Source organism: Ruegeria sp. BF10 (genome assembly GCF_056538725.1).
The window spans coordinates 850,425-875,482 of the sequence record NZ_JBQFTR010000001.1; the positions used below are offsets into that span (position 1 = coordinate 850,425).

General features: G+C 57.8%; 29 protein-coding genes. 15 read left to right on the forward strand and 14 right to left on the reverse strand.

The features are described 5' to 3' along the window. Positions 1-66: 66 nt before the first annotated feature. The gene (ppk2, locus tag ACR0DJ_RS04305; protein WP_170343828.1) at positions 67-990 is read left to right on the forward strand and encodes a polyphosphate kinase 2; all 924 of its coding nucleotides are present in this window, start codon (positions 67-69) and stop codon (positions 988-990) included. Between the two features lie 107 nt (positions 991-1,097). Beyond that, positions 1,098-2,468: an MATE family efflux transporter gene (locus tag ACR0DJ_RS04310; RefSeq protein WP_170343829.1), complete on the forward strand. Its 1,371-nt coding sequence runs from the start codon at positions 1,098-1,100 to the stop codon at positions 2,466-2,468. Here the strand turns inward: ACR0DJ_RS04310 and ACR0DJ_RS04315 are convergent. Together ACR0DJ_RS04315 and ACR0DJ_RS04320 are read right to left on the reverse strand one after the other, a co-directional pair. Next, a complete protein-coding gene (locus ACR0DJ_RS04315; RefSeq protein WP_480683994.1) occupies positions 2,465-2,866 on the reverse strand; it encodes a hypothetical protein in 402 nt (133 codons plus the stop codon). The genes ACR0DJ_RS04310 and ACR0DJ_RS04315 overlap by 4 nt on opposite strands. Before the next feature lie 2 nt (positions 2,867-2,868). Beyond that, the gene (locus ACR0DJ_RS04320; protein ID WP_425078509.1) at positions 2,869-4,071 is read right to left on the reverse strand and encodes a pyridoxal phosphate-dependent aminotransferase; all 1,203 of its coding nucleotides are present in this window, start codon (positions 4,069-4,071) and stop codon (positions 2,869-2,871) included. Between the two features lie 92 nt (positions 4,072-4,163). Between ACR0DJ_RS04320 and ACR0DJ_RS04325 the strand changes: the two genes are divergently transcribed. The 3 genes from ACR0DJ_RS04325 (at position 4,164) to ACR0DJ_RS04335 (ending at position 5,386) form a co-directional block, all read left to right on the forward strand. Further along, positions 4,164-4,556 (forward strand): helix-turn-helix domain-containing protein, encoded by a 393-nt coding sequence (locus tag ACR0DJ_RS04325; RefSeq protein ID WP_170343832.1) that lies wholly within the window; start codon positions 4,164-4,166, stop codon positions 4,554-4,556. A gap of 29 nt (positions 4,557-4,585) precedes the next feature. Next, a complete protein-coding gene (locus ACR0DJ_RS04330) occupies positions 4,586-4,810 on the forward strand; it encodes a succinate dehydrogenase assembly factor 2 (RefSeq protein WP_170344713.1) in 225 nt (74 codons plus the stop codon). 78 nt (positions 4,811-4,888) lie between these two features. Beyond that, positions 4,889-5,386 (forward strand): MarR family winged helix-turn-helix transcriptional regulator, encoded by a 498-nt coding sequence (locus ACR0DJ_RS04335; protein WP_371807722.1) that lies wholly within the window; start codon positions 4,889-4,891, stop codon positions 5,384-5,386. Between the two features lie 116 nt (positions 5,387-5,502). Here ACR0DJ_RS04335 and ACR0DJ_RS04340 read toward each other — a convergent pair whose 3' ends face one another. Together ACR0DJ_RS04340 and ACR0DJ_RS04345 are read right to left on the reverse strand one after the other, a co-directional pair. Continuing rightward, on the reverse strand, positions 5,503-6,204 hold the full coding sequence (locus ACR0DJ_RS04340) for a DUF1194 domain-containing protein (RefSeq protein ID WP_480683995.1): 702 nt from the start codon (positions 6,202-6,204) through the stop codon (positions 5,503-5,505). Then, positions 6,201-6,629, reverse strand: coding sequence for a VOC family protein (locus tag ACR0DJ_RS04345; RefSeq protein ID WP_170343834.1), 429 nt, complete (start codon positions 6,627-6,629; stop codon positions 6,201-6,203). Before ACR0DJ_RS04345 ends, ACR0DJ_RS04340 begins: the two co-directional genes overlap by 4 nt. 175 nt (positions 6,630-6,804) lie before the next feature. On the opposite strand from ACR0DJ_RS04345, the gene thyX reads away from it, so the two are divergent. Next, the gene (gene thyX / locus ACR0DJ_RS04350; protein WP_170343835.1) at positions 6,805-7,713 is read left to right on the forward strand and encodes an FAD-dependent thymidylate synthase; all 909 of its coding nucleotides are present in this window, start codon (positions 6,805-6,807) and stop codon (positions 7,711-7,713) included. 365 nt (positions 7,714-8,078) lie between these two features. On the opposite strand, the gene ACR0DJ_RS04355 is transcribed toward thyX, so the two are convergent. Next, positions 8,079-8,285 carry a cold-shock protein gene (locus ACR0DJ_RS04355; protein ID WP_152458488.1) on the reverse strand — a complete coding sequence of 69 codons (207 nt, stop codon included), beginning with the start codon at positions 8,283-8,285 and terminating at the stop codon, positions 8,079-8,081. A 214-nt stretch (positions 8,286-8,499) separates the two neighbouring features. Here ACR0DJ_RS04355 and ACR0DJ_RS04360 point away from each other — a divergent pair, with 214 nt between their 5' ends. Both ACR0DJ_RS04360 and ACR0DJ_RS04365 read left to right on the forward strand, forming a co-directional pair. Next, complete coding sequence (locus ACR0DJ_RS04360; protein WP_170343836.1) at positions 8,500-8,817, forward strand: ArsC/Spx/MgsR family protein; 318 nt, start codon at positions 8,500-8,502, stop codon at positions 8,815-8,817. Between the two features lie 40 nt (positions 8,818-8,857). After that, positions 8,858-9,226 (forward strand): hypothetical protein, encoded by a 369-nt coding sequence (locus ACR0DJ_RS04365; protein ID WP_170343837.1) that lies wholly within the window; start codon positions 8,858-8,860, stop codon positions 9,224-9,226. A 1-nt stretch (position 9,227) separates the two neighbouring features. Here the strand turns inward: ACR0DJ_RS04365 and ACR0DJ_RS04370 are convergent, their stop codons facing one another. The 5 genes from ACR0DJ_RS04370 to thrS all read right to left on the reverse strand — a co-directional run bounded on the left by ACR0DJ_RS04370 (position 9,228) and on the right by thrS (position 13,913). Further along, the gene (locus tag ACR0DJ_RS04370) at positions 9,228-9,746 is read right to left on the reverse strand and encodes a DoxX family protein (protein WP_170343838.1); all 519 of its coding nucleotides are present in this window, start codon (positions 9,744-9,746) and stop codon (positions 9,228-9,230) included. Continuing rightward, on the reverse strand, positions 9,743-10,504 hold the full coding sequence (locus ACR0DJ_RS04375; RefSeq protein WP_480683997.1) for an HvfC/BufC family peptide modification chaperone: 762 nt from the start codon (positions 10,502-10,504) through the stop codon (positions 9,743-9,745). Before ACR0DJ_RS04375 ends, ACR0DJ_RS04370 begins: the two co-directional genes overlap by 4 nt. Further along, the gene (gene bufB / locus ACR0DJ_RS04380) at positions 10,501-11,358 is read right to left on the reverse strand and encodes an MNIO family bufferin maturase (protein WP_171205527.1); all 858 of its coding nucleotides are present in this window, start codon (positions 11,356-11,358) and stop codon (positions 10,501-10,503) included. The genes ACR0DJ_RS04375 and bufB overlap by 4 nt, the downstream gene beginning before the upstream one ends. Before the next feature lie 72 nt (positions 11,359-11,430). Then, positions 11,431-11,733, reverse strand: a complete 303-nt coding sequence (locus tag ACR0DJ_RS04385) for a BufA1 family periplasmic bufferin-type metallophore (RefSeq protein WP_170343841.1) — start codon at positions 11,731-11,733, stop codon at positions 11,431-11,433. 221 nt (positions 11,734-11,954) lie between these two features. Further along, positions 11,955-13,913 (reverse strand): threonine--tRNA ligase, encoded by a 1,959-nt coding sequence (thrS, locus tag ACR0DJ_RS04390; RefSeq protein ID WP_480683998.1) that lies wholly within the window; start codon positions 13,911-13,913, stop codon positions 11,955-11,957. A gap of 211 nt (positions 13,914-14,124) precedes the next feature. Between thrS and ACR0DJ_RS04395 the strand changes: the two genes are divergently transcribed. From ACR0DJ_RS04395 to ACR0DJ_RS04410, 4 genes are all read left to right on the forward strand, one after another. Next, entirely contained in the window at positions 14,125-14,874 is a 750-nt protein-coding gene (locus ACR0DJ_RS04395) for an alpha/beta fold hydrolase (RefSeq protein WP_480683999.1), read from the forward strand. Then, positions 14,874-15,866, forward strand: a complete 993-nt coding sequence (locus ACR0DJ_RS04400; RefSeq protein ID WP_480684000.1) for an alpha/beta hydrolase — start codon at positions 14,874-14,876, stop codon at positions 15,864-15,866. Before ACR0DJ_RS04395 ends, ACR0DJ_RS04400 begins: the two co-directional genes overlap by 1 nt. 44 nt (positions 15,867-15,910) lie before the next feature. After that, complete coding sequence (locus ACR0DJ_RS04405; RefSeq protein WP_480684756.1) at positions 15,911-16,525, forward strand: hypothetical protein; 615 nt, start codon at positions 15,911-15,913, stop codon at positions 16,523-16,525. 85 nt (positions 16,526-16,610) lie between these two features. Continuing rightward, positions 16,611-17,321, forward strand: a complete 711-nt coding sequence (locus ACR0DJ_RS04410; RefSeq protein ID WP_480684001.1) for an alpha/beta fold hydrolase — start codon at positions 16,611-16,613, stop codon at positions 17,319-17,321. Here ACR0DJ_RS04410 and ACR0DJ_RS04415 read toward each other — a convergent pair. Together ACR0DJ_RS04415 and phaZ are read right to left on the reverse strand one after the other, a co-directional pair. After that, positions 17,318-17,905, reverse strand: coding sequence for a DUF6151 family protein (locus ACR0DJ_RS04415; protein ID WP_480684002.1), 588 nt, complete (start codon positions 17,903-17,905; stop codon positions 17,318-17,320). The genes ACR0DJ_RS04410 and ACR0DJ_RS04415 overlap by 4 nt on opposite strands. A 5-nt stretch (positions 17,906-17,910) precedes the next feature. Next, complete coding sequence (gene phaZ, locus ACR0DJ_RS04420) at positions 17,911-19,182, reverse strand: polyhydroxyalkanoate depolymerase (RefSeq protein WP_480684003.1); 1,272 nt, start codon at positions 19,180-19,182, stop codon at positions 17,911-17,913. Between the two features lie 111 nt (positions 19,183-19,293). On the opposite strand from phaZ, the gene ACR0DJ_RS04425 reads away from it, so the two are divergent. The 3 genes from ACR0DJ_RS04425 to phaR all read left to right on the forward strand — a co-directional run bounded on the left by ACR0DJ_RS04425 (position 19,294) and on the right by phaR (position 22,360). Further along, on the forward strand, positions 19,294-21,096 hold the full coding sequence (locus tag ACR0DJ_RS04425) for a PHA/PHB synthase family protein (RefSeq protein ID WP_480684005.1): 1,803 nt from the start codon (positions 19,294-19,296) through the stop codon (positions 21,094-21,096). A gap of 130 nt (positions 21,097-21,226) precedes the next feature. Continuing rightward, positions 21,227-21,673, forward strand: a complete 447-nt coding sequence (locus tag ACR0DJ_RS04430) for a phasin family protein (protein ID WP_170343848.1) — start codon at positions 21,227-21,229, stop codon at positions 21,671-21,673. Positions 21,674-21,808: 135 nt separating this feature from the next. After that, complete coding sequence (gene phaR / locus ACR0DJ_RS04435) at positions 21,809-22,360, forward strand: polyhydroxyalkanoate synthesis repressor PhaR (protein WP_152458474.1); 552 nt, start codon at positions 21,809-21,811, stop codon at positions 22,358-22,360. A 64-nt stretch (positions 22,361-22,424) separates the two neighbouring features. On the opposite strand, the gene ACR0DJ_RS04440 is transcribed toward phaR, so the two are convergent. Continuing rightward, positions 22,425-23,639: a DegT/DnrJ/EryC1/StrS family aminotransferase gene (locus ACR0DJ_RS04440; protein ID WP_480684007.1), complete on the reverse strand. Its 1,215-nt coding sequence runs from the start codon at positions 23,637-23,639 to the stop codon at positions 22,425-22,427. A 113-nt stretch (positions 23,640-23,752) separates the two neighbouring features. After that, positions 23,753-25,057 carry an NAD(P)/FAD-dependent oxidoreductase gene (locus ACR0DJ_RS04445; RefSeq protein WP_480684008.1) on the reverse strand — a complete coding sequence of 435 codons (1,305 nt, stop codon included), beginning with the start codon at positions 25,055-25,057 and terminating at the stop codon, positions 23,753-23,755. Position 25,058 lies beyond the last annotated feature (1 nt).

Genomic DNA, 25,058 nt, shown 5'->3' on the forward strand with positions numbered 1-25,058 from the left:
CAATCAAAGCGCATCCTTGGCCTTTCTGCTAGCTCGCTTTCGGGACAACAGAAAAGGAAAAAATTTATGGATGCCATTGCTCGGGTCAAAGTAGATTCAACTCAGACCAAGACTGGGCCGACCCCGGTTGCAGAGGTCGCAGAGCCCAGCCCGGAAAAGATCCGGCAGGCGTTTGAAAGCGGCAAGTACCCTTACGGCCGCAAGATGGCGCGGTCGGTGTACGAAGAACAGAAGGCTAAGCTTCAGGCAGAGTTGCTGAAGGTTCAGCTGTGGGCGCAGGAAACCGGGCAGCGTTTCGTTCTGCTGTTCGAAGGGCGCGATGCTGCTGGCAAGGGCGGTACGATAAAGCGGTTCATGGAGCACCTCAATCCGCGTCAGGCCCGGGTCGTGGCCTTGAATAAACCCACTTGGGAAGAAAAGGGGCAATGGTATTATCAGCGCTATATTCAGGAACTGCCTACAGTTGGCGAAATGGTGTTCTATGACCGGTCCTGGTACAACCGCGCGGGTGTAGAGCGGGTGATGGGCTTCTGCTCTCCCAATGAATACCTGGAGTTCATGCGGCAGACGCCGGAGTTAGAGCGGATGCTGGTGCGGTCGGGCATCCAGCTTTACAAATACTGGTTCTCGGTCACGCAGGAAGAACAGCAGCGTCGTTTCAAAAGTCGCGAGACGGATCCTCTGAAACAGTGGAAGCTGTCACCGATTGACAAGGCCAGCCTCAGCAAGTGGGACGATTACACCGAAGCAAAAGAGGCCATGTTCTTTTACACCGATACCGCGGACGCGCCGTGGACGATCATCAAATCGAATGACAAGAAACGCGCGCGCCTGAATTGCATGCGGCATTTTCTGTCGACGCTGGACTATCCGGGCAAGGATCACGACATTGTGGGTGAACCCGATCCGTTGATCGTGGGGCAGGCGCATCACGTCATCCACCGGTCCGAGCATATTTTGGGTACAGCATTGCACCCGGACGCCCGTTAACCGCCACGGTGCCTGCTCCTGTCGTGTGAGTAGGCACCGGAGTCTCATATTGAAATTTTAGTGATCTTCTCTTGTCCCGCGCCAAGCCCGCGCATATGGCTGGTGCAATGACAAAAGTGATGACATATCCGGCCCACTTTCGGGCGATTGCCGTGCTTGGCCTGCCGTTGGTCGGTGGCCACCTGGCGCAGTTTGCCATTGGCCTGACCGACACTATCATGCTGGGCTGGTACGGGGTCGAGGCGCTGGCAGCCGTTACCTTGGCCAGCAGCTATTACTTCGTTTTGTTTTTGTTTGGCGCGGGGTTCGGCTGGGCCGTCATGCCGATGGTTGCCACTGCGGCGGCAGAAGGGGACGAAACCAGCATTCGCCGCTCGACCCGCATGGGGCTGTGGTTGTCGCTGCTGTATGCTGCGGTGGTCATGCCGTTGTTGTGGTGGTCCTATCCGATCCTGATCGCCATGAAACAAGAGCCGCATATCGCTGAAACTGCGTCGGAGTATTTGCGCGTTGCCGGTTGGGGGTTGTTTCCGGCGCTCATCGTGATGGTGTTGAAATCCTACCTTGCGGCTCTGGAGCGAACTCAGATCGTGCTTTGGATCACGGTTGCGGCGGCGGTTGTGAACGGGTTTACCAACTATGCGCTGATCTTTGGCAACTGGGGCGCCCCTGAGCTGGGCGTGATGGGCGCAGCGATCGCGTCGATCGCGACGCAGGTCGTTTCGCTGGTCGCGGTTGTCGTCTATGTGGTTCGGACCTTGCCGGAACACAGCCTCTTTCAGCGCTTCTGGCGCCCGGATTGGGAAATGTTCATCAGCGTATGGAAGCTGGGCGTGCCCATTGGTCTGACCACCCTGGCCGAGGTGTCGCTGTTTGCAACATCAGCCGTGATGATGGGCTGGCTGGGTCAGGTCCCGCTGGCCGCGCACGGAATCGCCCTGAATCTGGCGTCGGCCACCTTCATGGTACATCTGGGGCTGTCCAATGCGGCCACCATCCGGGCCGGCAACGCGTTGGGCCGCCGGGACAAGGCGCACCTGGAGAAAGGTGCGATTGCCGTGACGGGCATGTCGCTGGTCATGTCCGTCGTGACCGTCATCCTGTTCCTGACATATGCCGAGCCGCTGATTTCCCTGTTTATGGAGGCCGATGATCCGCAGCGCGGACAAATCCTGGCTATCGGGACCGGATTACTGGCCATGGCTGCCCTGTTCCAACTGGTCGACGGGGCGCAGGTGATTGCGCTGGGTCTGCTGCGCGGGTTGCAGGATGCCAAGATTCCCATGGTTATGGCGGCGCTCAGCTATTGGGTCGTGGGAATCCCGGCGTCGTATTATTTCGGCTTCGTCCGTCAGATGGACGGCATCGGTGTCTGGCTGGGATTGGTGCTTGGTCTGGCCTTCGCGGCGGTGTTGCTGATGGCCCGGTTCTGGATGCATTCGGTGCGGCAGATGCAGGCACCGGCGGAACCGGCCTAGTCTTTGCTCAACCGGTCGGCCTTTTTCCGAACCAGAACCGTGCGCAGATCGTGCATCGCCATCAGCAACCTGTCGGTCACATCCTCAAGCTGTTCGTCGCTTGCCTTGGACTGCGCCCATTGCGTTGTCAGGTTCAGATAGTCGACAGCGCGGTGAATATCGTCAATGTCGCGCTGGGCCAGTACGGCCCGGCGCTCTTGCATCCATTGGGCGATCTCGGCCTGATCCCTTTCGGACAACGTCCGTTGCCCGTGCGGCTTGACCTCGCCGTTGCGGATGTTGATGACGGCAATCTGATCCATCTCGATCCGGCGTTGGCGGTTTTCCGTATCGATCCGAAACACGGCAGCCCCGTTTTCACGGATGCGAAAGTAGTATTCGGGAAGGTCGGCAGACATGTTCACCTCAGAGATGCACAAAAGCGCTGTATTCGACCGCAGGCTTCGGTCAGGGCTGCATCGGACGTAGCATAGCTGACCCGGAAGTTGGGTGACAGGCCAAAGGCCGCGCCAAACACGACGGCGACATCCGCCTCTTCCAACAGGGCCGTGGCAAAGGCTTCATCGTTTTCGATGACGGTTCCCGCGGGTGTTGTTTTGCCAATCAGCCCGGCGATCGAAGGGTAGACATAAAACGCGCCCTCAGGTGTCGGGCAGGTTACACCGTCAATCTCGTTCAACATGCGCACCACCAGATCACGGCGGCGTTTGAACGTTTCATTGTTCGGGGCCAGAAAATCCTGTGTTCCGTTCAGCGCTTCTACCGCCGCCCACTGGCTGATCGAGCAGGGGTTCGAAGTGGATTGCGACTGGATCTTGCGCATCGCCGAGATGAGTTCGACCGGACCGGCCGCATAACCGATGCGCCAGCCTGTCATGGCATAGGCCTTCGAAACACCGTTGCAGGTGAGCGTCCTGTCATACAGACCCGGTTCCACCTCGGCAGGCGTGCAGAATTCAAAGCCGTCATAGGCCAGGTGCTCGTACATGTCGTCCGACATGATCCAGACATGCGGATGGCGCATCAGAACATCGGTGAGGGCCTTGAGCTCATCCCGGCTGTACCCTGCGCCTGTCGGGTTGGAAGGCGAGTTGAAGATGAACCATTTCGTCCTGGGGGTGATTGCGGCTTCCAGTTGTTCTGCCGTCAGCTTGAAGCTGTTGGCCAGCGTCGTTTCAACAACAACCGGCGTTCCACCCGCCAGCAAAACCATGTCGGGGTAGCTTACCCAATAAGGCGCGGGGATGATCACCTCGTCACCGTCATTCATTGTTGCCATCAAGGCGTTGTACAGCGTCTGTTTGCCGCCCGTTCCAACTGAGATCTGCGCGGGCGTGTACTCAAGCCCGTGATCGCGCTTCATCTTGGCGCAAACCGCCTGCTTCAGTTCCGGAATGCCGTCTGGAGCAGTGTATTTTGTTTTACCCGCTGCAATCGCTGCAACAGCAGCGTCTTTGATGTTTTGGGGGGTGTCGAAATCCGGCTCACCCGCGCTCAGGCCGATCACGTCGCGCCCGGCGGCTTTCAACTCGGCGGCCTTGGCTGTCATAGCGATCGTGGGCGAGGGTTTGACGCGTGACAGTGTCGCAGACAGGAAACTCATGGATGGCCTCGGTTTGTATGTTCAACCCGACTGTCATAGGGTGCGTCGGAATGACGATCAAGCCGTATGGACACTGTGAATTGGAGACCCGAATGAATGATGAAAAAGACTGGTATGGACCGGACTCTGCGACATTCGGGGACCGTTTGGCAGGCGCTCGCGAAGCGGCCGGAATGACCCAGGCCGAGTTGGCGCGCCGCCTTGGTGTCAAGAAGACGACGATCGTCGATTGGGAAAACGATCTGTCCGAGCCGCGCGCGAACCGATTGTCGATGATGGCGGGGCTGGTCAATGTCTCGATCATGTGGCTGTTGACCGGCGAGGGGGACGGCATGGATGCCCCGGTGGAAGAGGGTGAAGGCGGTATGGAACTGTCAACCGCCGTGGCTGAACTGCGCGCCATACGGGGCGAGATGCGGGTTTGTGCCGAACGTGCAGCGCGTCTGGAAAAGAAAATGCGTCTGATGCTGGAGCAGAAGAATTGAGTGAACCCCGGGACGTACGCATCAAGCGAATGAAAATGCGATCCATGCGGCGCGGGATCAAAGAGATGGACATTATCCTGTCCGCTTATGCCGATCGCAACCTGGCCGATATGGATGCGGCCGGGCTGGATGTCTTTGACGCGCTGCTGCACGAAAACGATCAGGACCTCTATCAATGGGTCACAGGTCAGGTGCAGCCACCGGCGCAGTTTGCCAGTTTGATTTCAAACATCGCGCAGACCTTTCAGAAATAAGAAAAAAACCGGCTTAACCGATTTTTCGGACTTTCAGGTCATCGTGTCTCAAACAGCACGACTGAATCGGAGGGTCGGATGAGTATGGAAATGCAGGTCTCCGGGCTGGAAGCCAAGGGGTTCATGACCAGCTATCTTGAGGCGCTGGCCCTGGTGGAACGGCTGCACCGGTTGCTGCTGGACGTCATCAAGGATGAATTCGAGCGCGTTGGCGTGCTGGAAATCAACGCGGTTCAGGCGCTGCTGCTGTTCAATATCGGCGATCACGAAGTGACGGCGGGTGAGCTGAAAAGCCGCGGCTACTATCAGGGCAGCAATGTCAGCTACAACCTCAAGAAACTGGTTGAGATGGGGTATATGCACCACCAGAGATGCGAGATAGACCGCCGCTCTGTTCGCGTGCGTCTGACACCAAGAGGCAGGGAAATCCGCAATATCGTGTCCGACCTGTTTGCGCGTCACGCCGAAGGATTGCAAAGCAGGGGCGTGTTGGAGTTGGAAGGTATCGAAGACATCACCACGTCGCTGCGCCGCGTGGAGCGGTATTGGACGGACCAGATCCGATACATCTACTGACCAGGGTTGTGCGTTGGCCAGAACCAAAGCGTCCTGCACTGATGCACAGGCCTGCCGGCCTTGGTCAAATGCCGGTCCAGAGAACTGGCCCGCAAAAGCATCAATCAGGCGCGGATTTATTGCGGGTCTTCATCGAGCGAGCCAATCTGCAAACCGCTCAATTCCCGTTTCAGCTTTTTCCGCATGGCCCGTTCGAAATCCTCGAACCCCTGAGCGACTTCCAAAAAGGCGCCGGGACCATGCAGGACGTTGTTTTCAAAAAAGGGGATCAGAAAAAGTTCGCCTTCAAAATCCGCCGCGTTGATCACGAGGCCATTGACCACCACATTCTGAAAAGCGAAGTGTCGATAGGCTATCCGTGGTCCATAGCCATCATTGTTGGAACCATCTCCGGACAGGTCAATCGTTTGAAACAAGCACTGGGGTGCCTGGCTCATCAAGGTTGACCCGAACGCCAGGGCATGGCCCATGGCGGTCGCTGATCCGGTATCTGACCGAACAGAGGCACTTATCTGACCAGAGGCGAAAAGCAGGTCGGCAACATCTTCGATCAGCAACCAATTCAAAATGATGTGCTGCGTGGAACGGCCGCTCCATTCGTAAACAGCCAAAGCAACCGGCATAGGAGAGGAGAAAAAGGCCTCCTGCACTTCGGGTGCGATCAGCGCAGCAGCCAAACCCTGCCGTTGCAGCAAGTCCTCGGCCTCATCGACCGAAACTGAAATGTCCATGGCCAGTGCAAGGGCCAGACGACACGGCTCGGCCTTGATCGGGCTGGCCAGCACGGCCAGCCCAAGTGTTATGACCCACCGGATCACCAGTGGCCAACGCTTTCCATGCTGGCCCAGGGTTCCTTCGGCTCCAGAGCATCGCCGTTTTGCAAAAGCTCGATCGAGATATTGTCGGGCGAGCGTACAAAGGCCATGCGACCGTCACGCGGAGGGCGATTGATCGTAACACCATTGTCCTGAAGGTGCTGGCAAACCTCGTAGATGTTGTCGACGCCGTAGGCGAGGTGACCGAAATGGCGGCTGTCGCTGGGAAGGCCGTCATCACCGTCCCAGTTGTAGGTCAGCTCGATCGGCGCATCCTCCTGCCCCGGAGGTGCCATGAAAATCAGTGAAAACCGCCCGGCTTCGCTGTCATAGCGGCGTGTTTCCTTCAGGCCCAGAAGCTTGTAAAACGCCATGGATTTTTCCAGATCCTTCACGCGGACCATGGTGTGAAGATATGTCAGCGCCATTTTGGTCATCCTTTTCGACTCAGTTTGCAAAGAGCTTAGCGCGCCGACCCAGTGTGTCGAGACCGCCGGGTCTGGCGAACTGAATTTTGCGTGGGTTGCGGCATATATCGCGGTTTCGATGTTGCGATTGGCGAGATATAGTAGGGGGCGACTCATTGCCAGAAAGGAAAACTTGATGCCGCTGTCCGCTGACCAACAGGCCGAGATCGAAGCGCAACGTGCCCAATCGCATCCCACTCGTCGCGTCGTTTCAGCGGGAATGGAAGATCACCTTTATACCGCGCATCAGGTTCTGGATCACGGTTTTGTTCGCGTCATCGACTACATGGGCGATGACGCCGCTATCTGTCAGGCCGCACGTGTGTCTTACGGCAAAGGAACCAAATCGGTTCAGAATGACGAAGGTCTGATCCGGTATCTGATGCGGCACTGGCATTCGACCCCTTTTGAAATGTGCGAGGTCAAACTGCATGTGAAGCTGCCGGTCTTCGTGGCGCGGCAGTGGATTCGGCACCGTACGGCCAATGTGAATGAATACTCGGCACGGTATTCGATTCTGGATCGTGAGTTCTATATTCCCGCACCCGAACATGTGGCCGCCCAATCAGAGGTGAACAATCAAGGCCGTGGATCCGCCCTGGAAGGCGAAGAGGCCGCGCGTGTTCTGGACATCCTGAGGGCAGACAGCGCCCGGTGCTATGACAATTACGAGTCGATGATCAGCCAGGACGGGCAGCAAGGTCTGGCACGAGAATTGGCGCGGATGAACCTGCCCGCAAACATCTATACGCAGTGGTACTGGAAGGTCGACCTGCACAACCTGTTCCACTTCCTGCGCCTGCGCGCTGACCCTCATGCTCAATATGAGATCCGCGTTTACGCTGATACGATGTGCAAGATCGTCGCCGACTGGGTGCCCTTTGCCTACAAAGCATTCGAGGATTACCGTCTTGGGGCCGTCAACCTGTCCGCTCAGATGGTCGAAAGCCTGCGACGCATGCTGGCGGGTGAGGACGTCACGCAGGAAAGCTCGGGCATGACGGCTCGGGAGTGGCGTGAGTTCGAAGAGATCATTCGCAAATAGTATTCGAATTTGCCCGGCGCCAATGTGTTCGGATTGTCATGCCAAGCGGCCCATCGCTTGGGCAGTGTGTGGGGTTTTGCGACGTATGCATGATGACCTGAAATCGGAACGACAAGCGTCGCAACGTGCCAGCGTTGCCCCGAGCAACCAATGAAAGCCTGGGAATTCCGGCATGAGGGCCGGGCTGAGGGCTGGCCGCAGGAACCCGGGGTATCCGACACCATTGCAACGGATACACATCATTGACGTCGCGCAAATGAACCATCCGCGCGCGGGTAATGGAACAGGCCCGGTAGGGGGTGGTTGACGGCCGGAAATTGGCCGCCATCCTTAATGGATTAATCCCGCGATCAGCGGCGATGTCGTTACAACGGCTTCAATTCCGCAGCCATTTGTCGGCCGTCGCGTCCGTCCTGCAACTCGTACGAGACTTTCTGATTGTCTGCGAGTCCGGTGAGGCCGGACCGTTCTACGGCCGAGATATGTACAAACACATCTTTGCCCCCTTCATCAGGGGCAATAAAACCATAACCTTTAGTGGTATTGAACCATTTCACGGTGCCGGTTGGCATGTCCCGTGTCTCCTTCTACTTGCGCATTGTCCCACAAATTGGTGGGGGCTGTGGTCAGCGTCACCACAAAAACGACTGTTTGGCAGTTCCTGAACAGTCCAATTCGTGTGTTTCGCCTTTTTCAACATTGCACGGTGAAGTAAAAAATCAAGAATAACCGCCTGAAAGTGGCAAGTTTGCCCAAAATGCGATCAAATGTAGGAGCAGAAAAAACATGCGCCTTTACGGACTGAAAACTTGTGACACCTGTCGCAAGGCATTGAAAACGTTGCCAGACGCAGAGTTCGTGGATGTCCGCAGCGATGGTGTGCCGGATGCTGTGCTGTCGCAGGCGCTTGCCACCTTCGGCGACGCTTTGCTCAACACCAGGTCCACAACATGGCGCGGATTGAATGACAACCAGCGCGCGAAAGCACCTTTGGAACTGTTGAAAGAGCATCCCACCCTGATGAAGCGCCCGTTGATCGAGAAAGATGGAGAGCTGTTTCTTGGCTGGACCGCGGAAACACGCATGCAGCTTGGTATTTCTTAAGAAATGCTTATGTGCCTGCAAGCAACAGTGAGGACCTTCAATGCGTAATGCCGCCATGATCCTGGGCGTGATTGCCGGGCTGATCGGGATGATCGTCGGGTTTTTCGGATATGCGAAAGTGGTCGTGATCGATCACGTCGGCGAGATAGACGGCGTTCTGAGGCAGGTAGACAACCCTGATCTGATTCAGGCCGTGTCGATCATCGCGCCTTTGTTGGCTATTGTCGGGGGGGCGATGGCGCCCGCGCGCGCCCTTGTTGCCGGGATCCTGCTGCTGATTTCAGCGGGGGCGATGTATTATGCATTCGGATTTGGTGTCTTCACCATGTTCCCGATCGCATTTGCCGGGGTTGCCGGGGTGCTTGGGCTGGCAGCGGGTAAACCGGACCAGCCCAAAGCGCATTTCTAGGTCATTTCAGACGCAGAATCCGATCAAGTGAGATGGGCCCCGCACCGTTGATCACGATCACCAGCATCAGGAACGTCCACATCGTGCGCTGATCCATAATGGATGGCGCTGCGTCGAACAGGCTGCCCAGTTTCACGCCATGGCCAGTAACATCGACCAGAGTCTGCACCCAGATGAAACCAATCATGCCCAAGGCCGCCAGGCGGGTGAACAGACCGACAAGCAGCAGCGCAGGAAGGACGAATTCTGCAACCGTGCCCAAGAAAATGACGATACGTTGGAAGAACGTCATTTGGGATACGTCGTAAAGGACGGCTTCGGCGGCTTTGGGGAAAATCTGACCGAAGGCACCTGCCGAAGGTGAAAAGATCGAACCGTCGATCTTCAGCATTGCCGAGTTCCAGTAATAGACCAGAAGGACAGCGACAAAGACCAGCCGCGCCAGCGTGGGTGTAAGCCAGTTGGACGCAAGGTCCACCTTTCCCAGAACGTTGTTGTGAAGTGAGATCAGGGCAGTCATGTCTCCAGCCTTTCGATAGTCACAGAAGTTATTGCACCGCCCTGCAAAAGCAGTGCCAGAGTGGTTCCAAGGTCAAATTCAGGTTGCTCCGCCGCTGTTTTCTCAAACGCTTCGCCGATCATGTCGCCACCTTGCATATAGGCGATCCAATCGGCGCCGCCGGCGGGCAGCAATTGGGCAACCGGGTCGAATTCCGGGCGTGTGATCAATACGTCCTCGGCTTGGGCAACCGGTTTCGGCGCGTCGGATTCGGTGTTGAAGCGCCAGATCGCGTGAATGGGCCAGTCCGAGCGCACCACCCGCATGGCCGGGGCAAAACGCAACCGGGCCCGCATGACTTGTTCGGGGTCTGCGGCCAGTGCGTCTGCCGGGGCGGGTTGGCTGTCGGCGGCGTGGTACGACTTGCGCAACGCAAGTTCCAGCCGCGCCACATCCGGCAGGTAACCAAGATGCGAAAGCTGCTGCATTCCAGCCAGAAAATCGGGAAAGGCTTCACCATAGAACATCATCATAGGTGATGATGGCGGGTGCTGGCGCAGAAATATCCCGGCCAGCCCATCCATGTTCTGCGGCCCCAGCAACTTGGTGATGACTGGAAACGCCTGATGCATCGCCTCGGTCAAGGACACGGCGATATTATTGCGATAGACGCTGAACCGACGACCTGCTGGCTGCGCCTCGGCGTCCAGCAAACCTTCGGGGACAGGGGCTGACGCATCCATCATGGCTGCGCGAAATTCGGATTGCGAAACGCTCATGCCGGGATCCGTTCCAGGGCGGTCTGCGCGCGAACGGCCTCTTCTCGCAAAACGGGCCAGTCGGGGACGTCGGTGTCCCATTCGACCAGGACGGGTTTCGGCCCCGTACGTTCCAGCACGTAATCCAACAACGCCCAAACCGGGTCGACCACTTCACGCCCGTGGCTGTCGATCAGCAGCGGATGGCCGTGATCGTCTTCATCCTCGTCATGGCCGCCAAGGTGAATTTCCCCCACTTTTTCAAGTGGGTAGGCATCGATGTAACCCTGAGGAGAGAAATCCAGATTGGTGGCAGAGACAAAGACGTTGTTGACATCCAGCAACAAGCCACATCCGGTACGACGTGCAATTTCGCGCAGAAAGTCGGGCTCGGACCAGGTGCTTTCCTCAAAAGCCAAATAGCTTGAGGGGTTTTCCAACAGCATCTGCCGTCCGACGGTGTCCTGAACCTGATCGATATGATCGCAAACGCGTGTCAGTGTTGCGTCGGTATAGGGCAGGGGCAGCAGGTCGTTGTAGAAATGGGTGTCATGGGTGGACCAGGCCAGGTGTTCGGAAAAGCTGGCGGGGTTCAGCCAGCCTACCAGATGTTTCAGCCGGGCCAGGTGATCAGGGTCCAGCGCGCCTTCGCCGCCGATGGACAGGCCAACGCCATGGACCGAGATCGGGAATTGTTCGGAAAGATGGCGCAGCTGCGCCAGAGGCCGCCCGCCATCGCCCATATAGTTCTCCGCATGAATTTCCAGCCATGCGACGGGTTGCGCGTGTTCAAGTATCTGAGCGAAGTGTTGCGGCTTGTAACCTACGCCCGGAGCTGCGGGCAGGCGGTTCGACCTGTGGGCATCATCCAACATGGGCCAGTTCCTTGATCACGAAAGGGAAGGGGCGGGCGATGGTGCCCGCCCCCTGAATTCGTCAGGCCGTTCTTATGCCGGCAGGTCGCGATCCTGAGCTTCCAGCGAGCCTTTGCGCGGGGTGCCGTCTGCCTGTGCGGGCAGTTCGATATCCGCGCAGGTGCCTGCATCGACCAGGGTCCATGCGTTGCCCTGATAATCAACGGTCGAGGTGCCCGCGCAGGTGGTGCCGGGACCAGCGGCGCAGTCATTCTGACCGGCCAGCGATACGCCATAGCATTTTTCTTTTGCCTGAGCGGATGCAGTGGTTGCGGCGCCCGATACGGCGGCTGCGACTGCGGTTGCGATAACCAGGGACTTGGCTGTGTTCGACATCTCGGTAATCCTCTTGATGACTGGGTATGTCTGCTTGTGACAATGACAAAGGTAGTAGCTTGGTGGACAGAGTTGAATTCACGAGCCCGTGTCTCACAAGCACGTCAGGGGGCGGCGTGCCCTCTTGCAGCGTAATGCATTGTTTTTGATGAAGAAAGGGGGGAATGTTTCAATCTGGCCCCAAATTGGGGGCCAGATTTCTTGCGATTTCCTGCCGATTGTTACAGCAAATCCGGTGGGGTGGCTGCCTGGGACAGCTCGTTTGTTACAACGTCAAGCGGTTGTACCTGCGTCTGTTTTTCACCCAGACGCCGGACACTGACAGTGCGGTCTTCAACTTCGCGATGGCCGACGGCCAGAATGACCGGAACCTTGCCAACCGAGTGTTCACGAACCTTGTAGTTGATCTTTTCGTTGCGAATGTCGGCTTCGGCCCGAACGCCGGCAGCACGCAGGGTTTCGACCACTTCGGCGACATAGTCATCCGCCTCGGAGGTAATGGAGGCGACCACGACCTGACGCGGGGCAAGCCAGAAGGGCAGCTTGCCTGCGTGTTCTTCGATCAGGATACCGATGAAACGCTCGAACGAACCCAAGGTTGCGCGATGCAGCATAACGGGACGGTGTTTGCCGCCGTCGGCGCCGATATAGGTGGCATCCAGCCGTTCGGGCAGCACGAAGTCAACCTGGTGCGTGCCGCATTGCCAATCGCGACCGATCGCGTCGGTCAGAACAAACTCCAGCTTGGGGCCGTAAAAGGCGCCTTCGCCGGGGTTGAGCTCCGGCTCGATCCCGGCAGCACGTGTCGCGCTGAGCAACGCGGCTTCGGCCTTGTCCCAGACTTCATCCGACCCCGATCGTTTCTCGGGGCGATCCGAGAATTTCACCGAGAAGTTCTCGAATCCCAGATCCTTGTAGATCTGGGACAGGAACCGGATGAACTCTGCGGTTTCTGACTCGATCTGGTCTTCGGTGCAGAAGATGTGTCCATCGTCCTGGGTAAAGCCGCGCACGCGCATGATACCGTGCAGCGCACCTGACGGTTCATAGCGGTTGCACGAGCCAAACTCAGCCATGCGCAGCGGCAGGTCGCGATAGGACTTCAGGCCCTGATTGAAGATCTGCACATGGCAGGGGCAGTTCATCGGTTTCAGCGCGTTGATTGCCTTTTCACGTGCGTGTTCCTCGTCCACTTCGACGATGAACATGTTTTCCTGATACTTGTCCCAATGGCCCGAAGCTTCCCACAGTTTGCGGTCCACAACCTGCGGCGTGTTGACCTCGACATAGCCGCCGTTGCGCTGCTGGCGGCGCATGTAGTCCTGCAACTGGGTGTAGATCGTCCAGCCGTTGGGGTGCCAGAAAATCTGACCCGGGGCTTCTTCCTGCATGTGGAACAGGTCCATCTCGCGGCCCAGCTTGCGGTGGTCGCGCTTGGCGGCCTCTTCCAGCATATGCAGGTGCGCTTTCAGCTTTTCCTTACCGGTGAAGGCCACGCCATAGATACGCTGCAACATCGCGCGGTCGCTGTCGCCACGCCAATAGGCGCCCGCGATGGACATCAGCTTGAACGCATCCCCCGGAACCTGACCGGTGTGTTGCAGGTGCGGACCACGGCACAGATCCTGCCAGTGGCCGTGCCAGTACATACGCAGCGGCTCGTCGCCGGGAATGGCTTCGATCAGCTCGACCTTGTAGGGTTCGTTGTTGGCCTTGTAGAACTCGATCGCGCGCTCGCGGTCCCAGACCTCGGTGGTGACGGGATCACGCTTGTTGATGATCTCTTTCATCTTCTTCTCGATGAGGCCGAGATCCTCCGGCGTGAACGGTTCTTCACGGTCGAAGTCATAATACCAGCCGTTTTCAATGACAGGGCCGATGGTGACTTTGGTGGCGGGCCAGATCTCCTGAACTGCGCGGGCCATGATATGGGCCAGATCGTGGCGGATCAGCTCGTTGGCCTGGGCTTCATCCTTCATGGTGTGGATGGCGATCTGCGCGTCGGATTCGATGGGCCATTGCAGGTCCCAGTGCTGGCCGTCAACGGTGGCCGAGATGGCCTTTTTGGCCAGCGAGGTTGAGATGTCGGCAGCCACCTGCGCGGGCGTGACGCCTGCGGCGTAGGTGCGTGCATTGCCATCGGGAAAGGTGAGAGAGACGGATTGAGAATCCAGGGCCATATCGGCTCTCCTCGTCGGTTTGGCGCCCACTGAACGCCCGGTTGCGGGTTATGTGTGTTCGGCTCATGTGGCAGGTGGATGTGCCTGAGTCAAGAGTGGGGGCGAGGGGCCGGCCCCTCGCGCTCCCCGGAGTATTTGGAAAAAGATGAAGTGGGCGGAATTGCACTCGGGGGTGGGGCGTGCATGATGCAGTAAAAGGAAAGAAGGTGTCATGGCAGCGACGAATTTTCTGGAGACGCCGCAGGGGCGGCGACTGGCTTATCACAAGACCGAAGGGGCAGGGCCGACCATCGTTTTTCTGGGCGGGCTCAAATCGGACATGGAAGGCACCAAGGCCGTGCATCTGGAAGCCTGGGCGCAGGCGCGGGGGCAATCGTTCTTGCGGTTCGATTATTCCGGCCACGGCGAAAGCTCGGGCGCGTTTACCGAGGGCTGTATTGGCGACTGGCATCAGGACACATTGGCAGCGGTAAGGGCATTGACGGACGGACCCTTGGTCGTTGTCGGTTCGTCGATGGGGGGATGGCAGGCATTGCTGCTGGCCAAGGTCATGCCCGAGCGAATCGCAGGCATGGTCACAATCGCTGCCGCGCCTGATTTCACGGAAGACGGTTACTGGGCTTCGTTCAGCGACGAACAAAAAGCTGCGCTGGACACTGTCGGTCATGTCGAGCTGCCGTCCGACTATATGGAACCCTATATCATCACCAAGCGCATGATCGAAGACGGACGCCAGAATCTGGTTCTGCGGGGCGTTCTGGATCTGCCGTTCCCGGTTCGTTTCCTGCAAGGCACCGCAGACACGGCAGTTTCAACTGAAACAGCCGTGCGGCTGCTGGAACATGCTGCGGGTTCCGACATGCGGCTGCTGTTGGTCAAGGGGGCCGATCATCGCTTCTCGGACGAGAAGTGCCTGGGTTTGATCGGGACCGCGGTTCTTGATGTGTTGGGAGAAGCCTGATGCGGCGCTTTGGTTGGTTTCTGGGGCGCGCTCTTCTGGCGCTGGTTGTTCTTGGCGGCCTTGTCTACTGGTTCGGCCCGCGCGAGGAAGTGAACCTGCACCCGACTTTTGATTCTCGGAAATTTGGTGAAGGTGTTCAGGTTTATTTTGAAAGCACCGAATCTGCCTATGATGACATCGTTCCGGGTGTAGAAAAGCGCGTGGTCTGGCAGGACGGTTTCAAGGAACAGCGCACGCCGTATTCTGTTTTGTACATCCACGGTTTTTCGGCAAGTTCCGAGGAAATCCGCCCCGTGCCTGAACTGGTGGCTGACGCTTTGGGCGCCAATCTGGTCTACACGCGGTTGCAAGGTCACGGTCGGGATGGGCCGGCGATGGCCGAAGGCACCGCCTCGGGCTGGATGCAGGACACTGCCGAAGGGCTGGCAGCGGCGCGCGCGGTCGGGGAAAAGGTGATCGTGATTTCCACCTCGACCGGAGGAACGCTGGCGGCGGCCGCTGCGTTGGATGCCGACCTGAGCCAGGACGTTGTTGGCATGGTCTTCGTCTCGCCGAACTTTGGTGTGAATACCGTCGCGGCGTGGGTGCCTTCGTTGCCTTGGGCAAGAAGTTGGTTGCCCGTTCTCATGGGGCCGGAACGCGATGTGTCAGGGCCGGACCCCGAGAAGAACAGGTACTGGACGTCGGTCTACCCGTGGGAAGCCGTCGTGCCGATGTCCGTGCTGGTGGATACGGTCTATGCGCTGGATTTCTCTGAGGCCATGATACCTGCGTTGTTCTGGTTTTCGGATGATGATCAGGTTGTGCGGCCAGACCGGACGCACAAAGTGGCCGAGGCCTGGGGCGCTCCGGCAACGGTCAGGCTGGTGACTATGGGGTCGGGTGATGATCCGTCTTCACATGTTGTCGCGGGGCGGTTGATGTCGCCGGGTCAAACGGATGCCACCGTTGCTGGTATTCTGGAGTGGCTCAAGGGCTTGGGGGTGGAATAAACCCTGATCGGGAAAAAGGATGCAAGATGCGTAAGCCGGGCAGCATGTGGAGCCTTGAGACCCTGGGTCGCGTCCGCCTGTCCCGGCATTTCTTCATGCGCGATTTTCTGTATTCGGAAATCGGGAATTTCCACCAAGTGCAGAATATTCCGGACAACCCGGATCTGGCGATCGAAACAGGCCGCGCGTTTTGCGAAACCCTTCTTGACCCTTTGGAAGAGACATTTGGCCGGGTCGCGGTCAGGTCGGGCTACCGCTCACCGTCCTTGAACCGATTTGGCAATGAAAACAAACTGAACTGCGCCCGAAACGACAATCCGTTGGAATGCCATATCTGGGATCGCAGGGAAGGGGATGCGCGGATCGCCGGGGCATCCATCGTCATCCCGTGGTTCGCGGATCAATATGCGCGGGGCAGGGATTGGCGGGATCTGGCGTGGTGGATGCACGATCATCTGGAGTATTCCGAAATCTGGTTCTTCCCCAAGCTATGCGCGTTCAACCTTGTGTGGCGGCCCAGACCGCATCGTCGGATCGACAGCTATATTGCTCCGCGTGGATGTCTGTTGAAGCCCGGCGCTGAGCCCGGTGAAGACCTTGCGGCCCGGCAATCCCGTTACGCCGATTTCCCGGCATTTCGAGCAATCGCCTACCCGTGAAGTTTTCCTTGCCCGGTTGCGGCAAAACTTTCATCCTGACAACAACTGGAAGGACTCGGAAAACCGAGCAGATGGAGACCCCCGCGTGATCGAGCCGCTGGTGTTGTTGCCTGGATTGATGTGTGATGCCCGCCTGTTTCGGCCTCAGATCGAGGTGCTGTCACGGGTACGGCCTGTCACTGTTGCACCTGTTTCCGGAGGCGAACGTATTGAAGAAATCGCCTCGGGGTTGTTGGATCAGCTTCCCCATCGGTTTGCCCTGGTCGGCCTGAGCATGGGCGGTGTTGTGGCGTTGGAGTTGATCCGGCGGGCACCGGAACGGGTGTCGCGCCTGTGCCTGATGTCGACGGACGCTCAGGCGGATACACCTCAGATCGCGGCCAGTCGCGAGGACCTGATCATTGGTGCCCTGGGTGGGCGGCTGGAAGAGGTCATGCGCCAACTGGTCGGCACCGATACATTGGCACCGGGGCCCAGGCGAATCCCAATTCTGAATGATCTTTTGACAATGGCGAATGATATGGGCGCCGAGGCGTTCGTTCGTCAAATGCGTGCCTTGCAGCGCCGGCCCGACCAACAGGGAACGTTGCGCCGCATCAAGGTTCCCACTTTGATCATGTGCGGCGCCCATGACACGCTAACCCCGGTCAGACGGCATTCTTTCATGTCTGACCTGATACCGGAGGCAGCGTTGGAGGTCGTCGAAAATGCCGGACATCTTCTGCCGCTTGAAGCGCCCGATGCCGTGAACAAAGCCTTGGAAACCTGGCTGAACATCCCGCAAAGGTTTGTCTAGGGGTAAAGCGCCGCCCGTTCGTCTTTCGAAATGACTTTCGGTACGACCGCGGGCTTGCCGGTCTCAGGGTCGAAAAACGGCGTATTCTTCCAGCGTCCTGACAGGCGCGATTGCAAGGTGCGGCGCAAAAGGCCAAACGCCGCAAACCTGACCTTTTCGTGTTTCTGTTTGCCATCGGGTCGAGGGACAAACCCACGGGTCGTGACCGGCCCCAATGCGGAAACATCACCGGCAATCCTGCCGACAATAAATCCTGCAAAAGGTAAACGTGCGGTCTGTGGCGTCGTTGCCAGCGGGGCGTTGCAGCAGCTGGCATACCATCGCAGCATGCCGTTTGGGCCAAGCTTCATGGCTGAAAGGAATTGGCTTCCGGCGGTGATTTCGATTTCATCCGGTGCCATCTGGAAGATGTCAACCGGGCCGGGGGCCGGGTCGGGCTGCCTGAAATACAGCTGCGCCGCGCGGCAGTCATGACAAAAGCACTCGACATGGGTTCCAAGCCGAACGCCCCGGTCCGAGATGTGCCCCTTCAACTGACCGCAAATGCAGGAAAACGCGAGACCAACATGTGTCGGCCCGCCCATGTTCTTCAGGCGACCTTGTTGCTGTTCGCTGCGCGGCGGCGTTTCTTGCGGCTGTTTTCGTTCATGAAATCAATCACAAGCGGGCGAATGTTGTCGCGCCAGCTGCGGCCCGCGAAAATGCCGTAATGGCCCGCGCCCGGTTCTACGTGGCTGGCCTTTTTGCTGTCTGGCAAACCGGTGCACAGGTCCAGTGCAGCAATGCATTGACCGGGCGCCGAGATATCGTCATTCGCACCTTCGACCGATTTCACGGCAACATCCGTGATCTTGCCGATATCCACCTTGTGACCGGCGACAACAAATTCGTTGCGTGCGATCTCGCGGTTCTTGAAGACGCGTTCGACCGTCGACAGATAGAATTCGGCCGTCATGTCCATGACCGCAAGATATTCATCATAGAACCGGTTATGGGCATCCAGATCCGAAGCTTCGTCGCGGATAACACGCTGAATCTGATCCGAAAACGCCTTGGAGTGGCGATCAGCGTTCATTGACATGAACGAGGCCAGTTGCAGCAGGCCGGGATACACCATACGCCCGACGCCTTTGTACTTGAAGCCGACCCGTTGAATCATGGTCTCTTCCAGCTGACCCATCGTGACACGTCGTCCAAAGTCGGTAACGTCAGTCGGAGTCGCATCCGGGTCCACCGGCCCGCCAATCAGCGTCAGGGTACTGGGTTGAGCCTTGGGCTCCACCTCGGCCAGATAGGCAGTGGCCGCCAAAGTCAGCGGGGCGGGCTGACAAACCGCCACGACATGCGTGTCCGGCCCCAGTTCCTTCATGAAATCCACAAGGTAGAGTGTATAATCTTCGACATCGAACTTGCCGGCAGAAACAGGAATATCGCGCGCGTTATGCCAATCAGTGATGTAAACTTCGCAATTGACCAGCAGGCTTTTGACGGTCGAGCGCAGCAAGGTGGCGTAATGGCCGGACATGGGCGCAACCAGCAGAACCTTGCGCGGTTGTTCTTCCCGTCCATTGACGCGGAAATGAACCAGATCGCCAAAGGGGCGTTCCAGAATCGTCGTGATCTCGACCAGATGATCCTTGCCGTCTTCGCAGGTGAAGGTTCGAATGCCCCAGTCAGGTTTGACGACCATTCGCTGGAAGGTCCGTTCGGTCACTTCGCCCCATGCGGCCATCCAGCTGAACGCCGGGTTGGGTGTCATGGAAAACAGCGGGTAGGACGCCATCGCGCTTGCGGTTGCACCAAGCCACTGGTTGGTGTTACGCATGGACTCCATCAGGTCGTAGGTCATCATATAGCGCATAAATGGGGCCTCCTGAGTGTCAGTCTGATAATTCGGACCATTCGTCGCTTTGCCCCCCAGCACCCACGACGTTATTCTGCATAGCAGCGAGGTTAGGGTGGAATTGTTAAAATGACAACTAGCGAAGGCCAAATGCCAGACGTGTCCGAAGAACATATTGAACGCATTAAAGAAAATATGGAAAAGGTCGAGCAGCTCTCGAAGCGCCTGATCGAGATTATGGCGTCGAAAAAGCCTCACACCCCCGCGCTGGATGGCCCGAATCAAGAGCTTTTCGCACGAGCAGCAACGGCGTATTGGGCCGAGGCATGGCAAAATCCCGCCAAGCTGTTGGAACAACAGATAGAATTCTGGGGCAAGTCGGTTCTCAACTTTGCCGAAGCGCAGAAAGCGCTGACGACAAGTGAGTTGGAAACCGAGGAAACCAAGCCCGGCGACAAGCGGTTCTCCAATCCCCTTTGGGAGACAAACCCTTATTTCCGACTGATCCGGCAGCAATACCAGACAAACGCGGAGGCGATTGCGCAGGCTGTCTCGTCGGTCGATGATCTGGATGCAAAGGACAAACGACGCCTACAGTATTTCTCGCAGCAGATCATCGACATGATGGCGCCCACGAATTTTCTGGCGACGAACCCGGATGCCCTGCAAAAGGCGGTCGAGACCGAAGGCCAATCGCTGATCAAAGGGTTGGAGAATCTGGTTTCAGACCTCGAGGCCAATGATGGCGAGTTGGTCGTCAAACTGGCGGATGAAAACGCGTTCGAGGTTGGCGGAAACCTGGCGACAACGCCGGGCGAGGTTGTTTTTCGCAACCGGATGATGGAGTTGATTCAATACAAGCCGGTGACCGAAACGGTTTACGAAACACCCATCGTTCTGTTCCCGCCCTGGATCAACAAATTTTATATTCTGGATCTGAAAGCCCAGAACAGCATGATCAAATGGATCACCGAACAGGGCTATACCCTGTTTGTCGTAAGCTGGGTGAACCCGGATGAAAGCTATGCCGAAACCGGCATGGAAGACTATATTCAGGACGGTTTCCTGACCGCAATCGAAACGGCCAAGAAGATCTGCAAGGTCAAACAGGTCAACGCTGTGGGCTATTGCATCGCAGGCACGACGCTGAGTCTGACCTTGTCCCTGCTGAAACAGCGTGGCGACAAGTCGGTCAAATCCGCAACGCTGTTCACGGCACTGACGGATTTCTCCGATCAGGGTGAGTTTACGCCATTCCTGCAAAACGACTTCATCGACGGGATCGAAGAAGAAGTAAAAAAGGAGGGCGTTCTGCGGTCGTGGATCATGGCGCGCACCATGTCGTTCCTGCGATCACGCGACCTGATTTATGGTCCGGCCATTCGCAGCTATATGATGGGGGAAGTACCTCCGGCCTTTGATCTGCTCTACTGGAACGGCGATGGTGCAAACCTGCCAGCAAAAATGGCCGTGGAATATCTGAGAGGTCTCTGCCAGCGCAACGAGTTCGCCACCGACGGTAATGAGTTGATGGGGCACAAGCTGAAACTCGAAGACGTGGATGTGCCGCTGATGGCCATAACCTGTGAAACCGATCACATCGCGGCATGGAAAGACTGTTACCGCGGCGTGCAGAAAATGGGCTCGCGGTCCAAAACCTTCGTGGTTTCAGAATCGGGCCATATTGCGGGCATCGTGAACCCGCCCAGCAAGAAGAAGTATGGCCACTACACCAACCCGGATATGAAACCCGACGCCAACACCTGGCTGAAAGAAGCAGATTATCACGAAGGATCCTGGTGGCCCATGTGGGACGCGTGGTTGAAGAAGCGGTCCGGCAAGCAGGTTCCGGCCCGTGAACCGGGTGATTCGAAGCACCCGAGCCTTGCACCCGCACCCGGAACTTATGTTGTGGCGAAACCAAACGCCTGATTTCATTTTGAAACTAAAAAATTCTGCACCGCAGCAAGAAAAAACTTGCAATGCTGCGGTGCAGCAATCATATTGTCCTCAAGCTGATGAAACCCGGGGTGGGCCCGGACCGGCTAAAAGGATTAGGACAATGGCAAAGACCCAAGACTTTACCGCGATCATGAAAGACATGATGGGTGCATTTCCGGTGGACACCACCGCAATGGAAGGTGCATTCAAATCGACCGCTTCGCTGAACGAGAAGCTGTCGGGCGTTGCTCTGGAAGCTGCTGAGAAATCGGCCGAGATCTCGAACAAATGGACCAAGGACACCCTGGCCAAGCTGAGCGAGATGTCCAAAGCCAAGGCAGAGCCTGCTGATTATGCAAAAGCCGCAACCGACTTCGCAAGCGCGTCGGCTGAAGTTGCAGCTGAAAACCTGGCCGCTTTCGCTGAAATCGCGAAAAAAGTTCAGACCGAAACCGTCGAGCTGCTGATGGCTGCCGGCAAAGACGTCGCGGAAGAAACAACCGCCGCCGTGAAAAAGGCGACCAACGAGGTCACCACCGCAGCCAAGAAAGCTGCAGCTGCAAAGTAAGAAACGTCCGCGAAACGCACCCAACCCTCCCATTAGGTGCAATCGCGTTGGGCAGGTCCATTGACCTGCCCTTTCTTTTTGTGCTGCACTCGCATAACCTGTGCTGCAACGCATCATCCTTGGGGAGGGAACCGGGTGTCGGACCAAGAAAAACCGCTGCTGATCAAGCGCTATGCCAGCCGTCGGCTGTATAACACCGAGACCAGCGATTACGTGACGCTCGAAGACATCGCGGGGTTCATCCGCGACGGGCGCGAAGTGCAGATCATTGATCTGAAAACCGGCGATGACCTGACTCGCCAGTATCTTCTGCAAATCATTGCCGAACATGAAAGCCGGGGTGAAAACGTGCTGCCGGTGAATGTACTGAATGATCTGGTGCGCAGCTACATGCTGCCGGGCGGGGGAATGATGCCCCAGTTTCTGCAAAGCTCGTTCGAGATGCTGCGCGAAAGCCAAAACAAGATGATGGAAAACATGAGCGCGATGAATCCGATGTCTCAGATGCCGGGTTTTGACGCGTTGCAGGCGCAGCAACAGGCTTTCCTGAAGGCGATGACCAGTGGGCTGTCCAGCGGATGGTCCAGCCCGGAAAAGGAAGAGGACAAGTCCGAACCGAAAGAGGATCTGGACGACATCAAGAAACAGCTGGCCGAGTTGCAGCAAAAACTGTCCAAGCTGAACTGATCCGTTCCGAACAAAGAAACAGGCCCGCATCGTGCGGGCCTTTCTTGTTCAATGTGCCTTCGTCTTACGTGCCGTAAACCGGCATCGGGCCGGTCACTTCGCCAACCGATGCCAGCAGGATGTCTGCAATCACGTCCAGCTCTTCGCGGGTCAGGCGGACGGGCAGGCGCACGTCACAGGCCTTCATCAGCATGTCGCGCGTCTTGGGCAGGTCGAAAGATTCCGGAAGGAATTGCCAGTTCCAGAAGGCGCGGGCGTTGTCTTCGCTCAGACCAAAAACCTGAACCTTGACGCCGCGCGCCTCGGACGCTGCGGCAAAGGCGCGGATCTCATGTTCCTGCATTCCGACAAGATTGAACTGAATCGAGTCCGGCGCACGCTGCTCGGGGGGGAGCGGGGCGGGGACCTCGATATGAGGCGAGGTGTTCAGGCGGCCGGCCACGTAATCGTGGTTCGCCAGGCCATCGCGGACGCGGCGCGCCAGTTCCGGAAGCTGCGGACGGATCACGGCGGCGCTGAGGTTGCTCAGGCGAAGGTTGTACAGCGGCAGCTTGTTCTGCCAGCGGGCAAAGGCCTCTTGCAGTTCGGGTGAGTTGTCGCCCTGCGGACCTTTGTGCTTCTTCCAATTGTGTTCATACGCGCCCGACATGATGACGGCCCGCGCGACCAGATCTGCATCGTTCGTGATCAGGATGCCACCTTCGCCGGCATTGATCATCTTGTAGGATTGGAACGAGAAACACCCGGCCTTTCCGATCGTACCGATATTGCGGCCATGCCATGTGGTGCCCAGCGAATGCGCGGCATCCTCGATCACCGGAATGTTTCGTGCGTCGCACAAGGCCATGATCGCATCCATGTCGGATGTATGCCCGCGCATGTGGCTGATGATGACAGCCTGAACGTTGTCCAGCTTGGCTTCGAAATCGGCCATGTCGATGCGATAGTTTTCACCCACTTCGCACAGAACCGGAATGCAGTCGGCGTGGACGACCGACGACGGTACGGCAGCGAAGGTGAAGCCCGGGATAAGAACCCGCGCGTCACGGGGCAGGCCCAGAGCTTTGAGCGACAGAAACAGCGCGGCCGAGCAGGACGACACCGCCAAGGCGTATTTCGTACCCAACAGTTCCGCGAACTCGGCTTCCAGCAGGGCCACCGGGGCATCCTGCGGTGCGGTATAGCGGAACAGGTCACCTGACTGCATCAGGGCCTCGATCGCGTCCTTGGCGGCGGCAGGGATGGGTTCGGCGTCGTGAACGTTGGGGGGCAGCGTCATATTTGGAATTCCCGAATTCTATCTTTGGGAAAGATAAAGATAATCGAAAGGCAATCCAAGCCCCCAATCGCCGGGCAGGCGAAAATTCACCAATCTGTCGCAATTTACGTGGATCAGACCCCAAGCCGGTCGCGCAGTGCGAACCATGTCATGGCCAGCACCAGAAGCGGGCTGCGCAGGGCGGGGCCGCCGGGGAAAGACAGCGCGGGCACCCGTGCCATCGTGTCAAACCCTTCGGCCTGACCCTGAATCGCCATCGCCATGAGTTGTCCGGCATGGGTCGCAGTGCCGACACCGTGACCGGAATAACCCGAAGCCGAAAGCATATTGGGTGCGACACGGGCCAGATACGGCATCCGCCGCATGGTGATGGCCAGCGTTCCGCCCCAGGCATAGTCGATTTTCACATCCCTCAAATGCGGGAAAATCTCGGTCATCGGTTTGCGGACCTTGGCGGCGACATCTGATGGAAAGCGATAGCCATAGCTTTCGCCGCCTCCGAACAAGAGGCGGCCATCGGCGCTGAGGCGAAAATAGTTCACCACGAATTTTGTGTCCGCAACCGCCACATCCCGGGTCAAAACCCGGGCGGTGTCCTCTCCAAGGGGTTCGGTGGCCGCAATGAAATTGTTGATGGGCATGACCCTGGCGGCGACGGAACGATTGAGGTCGCCCAGATACCCGTTGCAGGCCAGAATGACGTGCTCGGCCCGAACGTTGCCGTGTGCAGTTCGGATCACTGCCGTCTGGCCCTCGTCAATCCCGGTCACTTCGGTGCTTTCATGGATGCGAACGCCCGCTTTGGCCGCGGCTTGGGCCAATCCCAACGCAAAGTTCAAAGGGTGCAGATGCGCCGCACCCATATCCAGATACCCCCCGTGATAAGCTGGCGACGGGCACAGCGAATGACCCGCGTTTTCGTCCAACAGCTCGATCTGGTCGTATCCGTACCGTTCGGAAAGATGGCTGGCGTGGTCATGCAGTTCTTTCTGCTCGGATTTGCTCAGGCCCAGAACGGCGACACCGGGTTTCAGGTCACAGGCGATCTGGTGTTTTGCAATCAGGGATTTGACCAGATCCTTGGCGTCTTCGGCCAGTTCCCACAGCCTGGCGGCGTCGGCATCGCCAACAAGACGCTCGAGGTCTTCCTGGTCCATCCGCTGCGCACTGCCCAACTGGCCGCCGTTTCGGCCCGACGCGCCAAAGCCGACGCGGTGCGCTTCAAGCAGCACGACGTCGAACCCGGCTTCGGCCAGATGAAGAGCCGCAGTCAGCCCCGTATAGCCGCCACCGACAACGCACACATCCGCCTTGGTGTCGTCTGACAACGCGGGAAAACGATCCATCGGATGTGCCGTTGCGGCATACCAGCTGTCAGGGTACTGGCCCTTGCGGTCATTGGAATAAAGCAGGTTCACG

Bases quoted from the DNA above. Each gene is read 5' to 3' on its own strand.
- ACR0DJ_RS04375 (WP_480683997.1), bottom strand. From the start codon at position 10,504: ATGAGCGTTTCGCAATCCGAATTTCGCGCAGCCATGATGGATGCGTCA.
- ACR0DJ_RS04395 (WP_480683999.1), top strand. From the start codon at position 14,125: ATGGCAGCGACGAATTTTCTGGAGACGCCGCAGGGGCGGCGACTGGCT.
- ACR0DJ_RS04355 (WP_152458488.1), bottom strand. From the start codon at position 8,285: ATGCCAACCGGCACCGTGAAATGGTTCAATACCACTAAAGGTTATGGT.
- ACR0DJ_RS04335 (WP_371807722.1), top strand. From the start codon at position 4,889: ATGAGTATGGAAATGCAGGTCTCCGGGCTGGAAGCCAAGGGGTTCATG.
- ACR0DJ_RS04440 (WP_480684007.1), bottom strand. From the start codon at position 23,639: ATGACGCTGCCCCCCAACGTTCACGACGCCGAACCCATCCCTGCCGCC.
- ACR0DJ_RS04400 (WP_480684000.1), top strand. From the start codon at position 14,874: ATGCGGCGCTTTGGTTGGTTTCTGGGGCGCGCTCTTCTGGCGCTGGTT.
- ACR0DJ_RS04360 (WP_170343836.1), top strand. From the start codon at position 8,500: ATGCGCCTTTACGGACTGAAAACTTGTGACACCTGTCGCAAGGCATTG.
- ACR0DJ_RS04430 (WP_170343848.1), top strand. From the start codon at position 21,227: ATGGCAAAGACCCAAGACTTTACCGCGATCATGAAAGACATGATGGGT.
- bufB (WP_171205527.1), bottom strand. From the start codon at position 11,358: ATGTTGGATGATGCCCACAGGTCGAACCGCCTGCCCGCAGCTCCGGGC.
- ACR0DJ_RS04330 (WP_170344713.1), top strand. From the start codon at position 4,586: ATGAAAATGCGATCCATGCGGCGCGGGATCAAAGAGATGGACATTATC.
- ACR0DJ_RS04325 (WP_170343832.1), top strand. From the start codon at position 4,164: ATGAATGATGAAAAAGACTGGTATGGACCGGACTCTGCGACATTCGGG.
- ACR0DJ_RS04315 (WP_480683994.1), bottom strand. From the start codon at position 2,866: ATGTCTGCCGACCTTCCCGAATACTACTTTCGCATCCGTGAAAACGGG.
- ACR0DJ_RS04425 (WP_480684005.1), top strand. From the start codon at position 19,294: ATGACAACTAGCGAAGGCCAAATGCCAGACGTGTCCGAAGAACATATT.
- phaZ (WP_480684003.1), bottom strand. From the start codon at position 19,182: ATGCGCTATATGATGACCTACGACCTGATGGAGTCCATGCGTAACACC.
- ACR0DJ_RS04405 (WP_480684756.1), top strand. From the start codon at position 15,911: ATGTGGAGCCTTGAGACCCTGGGTCGCGTCCGCCTGTCCCGGCATTTC.
- ACR0DJ_RS04310 (WP_170343829.1), top strand. From the start codon at position 1,098: ATGACAAAAGTGATGACATATCCGGCCCACTTTCGGGCGATTGCCGTG.
- ppk2 (WP_170343828.1), top strand. From the start codon at position 67: ATGGATGCCATTGCTCGGGTCAAAGTAGATTCAACTCAGACCAAGACT.
- ACR0DJ_RS04415 (WP_480684002.1), bottom strand. From the start codon at position 17,905: ATGGGCGGGCCGACACATGTTGGTCTCGCGTTTTCCTGCATTTGCGGT.
- ACR0DJ_RS04345 (WP_170343834.1), bottom strand. From the start codon at position 6,629: ATGGCGCTGACATATCTTCACACCATGGTCCGCGTGAAGGATCTGGAA.
- ACR0DJ_RS04365 (WP_170343837.1), top strand. From the start codon at position 8,858: ATGCGTAATGCCGCCATGATCCTGGGCGTGATTGCCGGGCTGATCGGG.
- ACR0DJ_RS04320 (WP_425078509.1), bottom strand. From the start codon at position 4,071: ATGAGTTTCCTGTCTGCGACACTGTCACGCGTCAAACCCTCGCCCACG.
- thyX (WP_170343835.1), top strand. From the start codon at position 6,805: ATGCCGCTGTCCGCTGACCAACAGGCCGAGATCGAAGCGCAACGTGCC.
- ACR0DJ_RS04370 (WP_170343838.1), bottom strand. From the start codon at position 9,746: ATGACTGCCCTGATCTCACTTCACAACAACGTTCTGGGAAAGGTGGAC.
- thrS (WP_480683998.1), bottom strand. From the start codon at position 13,913: ATGGCCCTGGATTCTCAATCCGTCTCTCTCACCTTTCCCGATGGCAAT.
- ACR0DJ_RS04385 (WP_170343841.1), bottom strand. From the start codon at position 11,733: ATGTCGAACACAGCCAAGTCCCTGGTTATCGCAACCGCAGTCGCAGCC.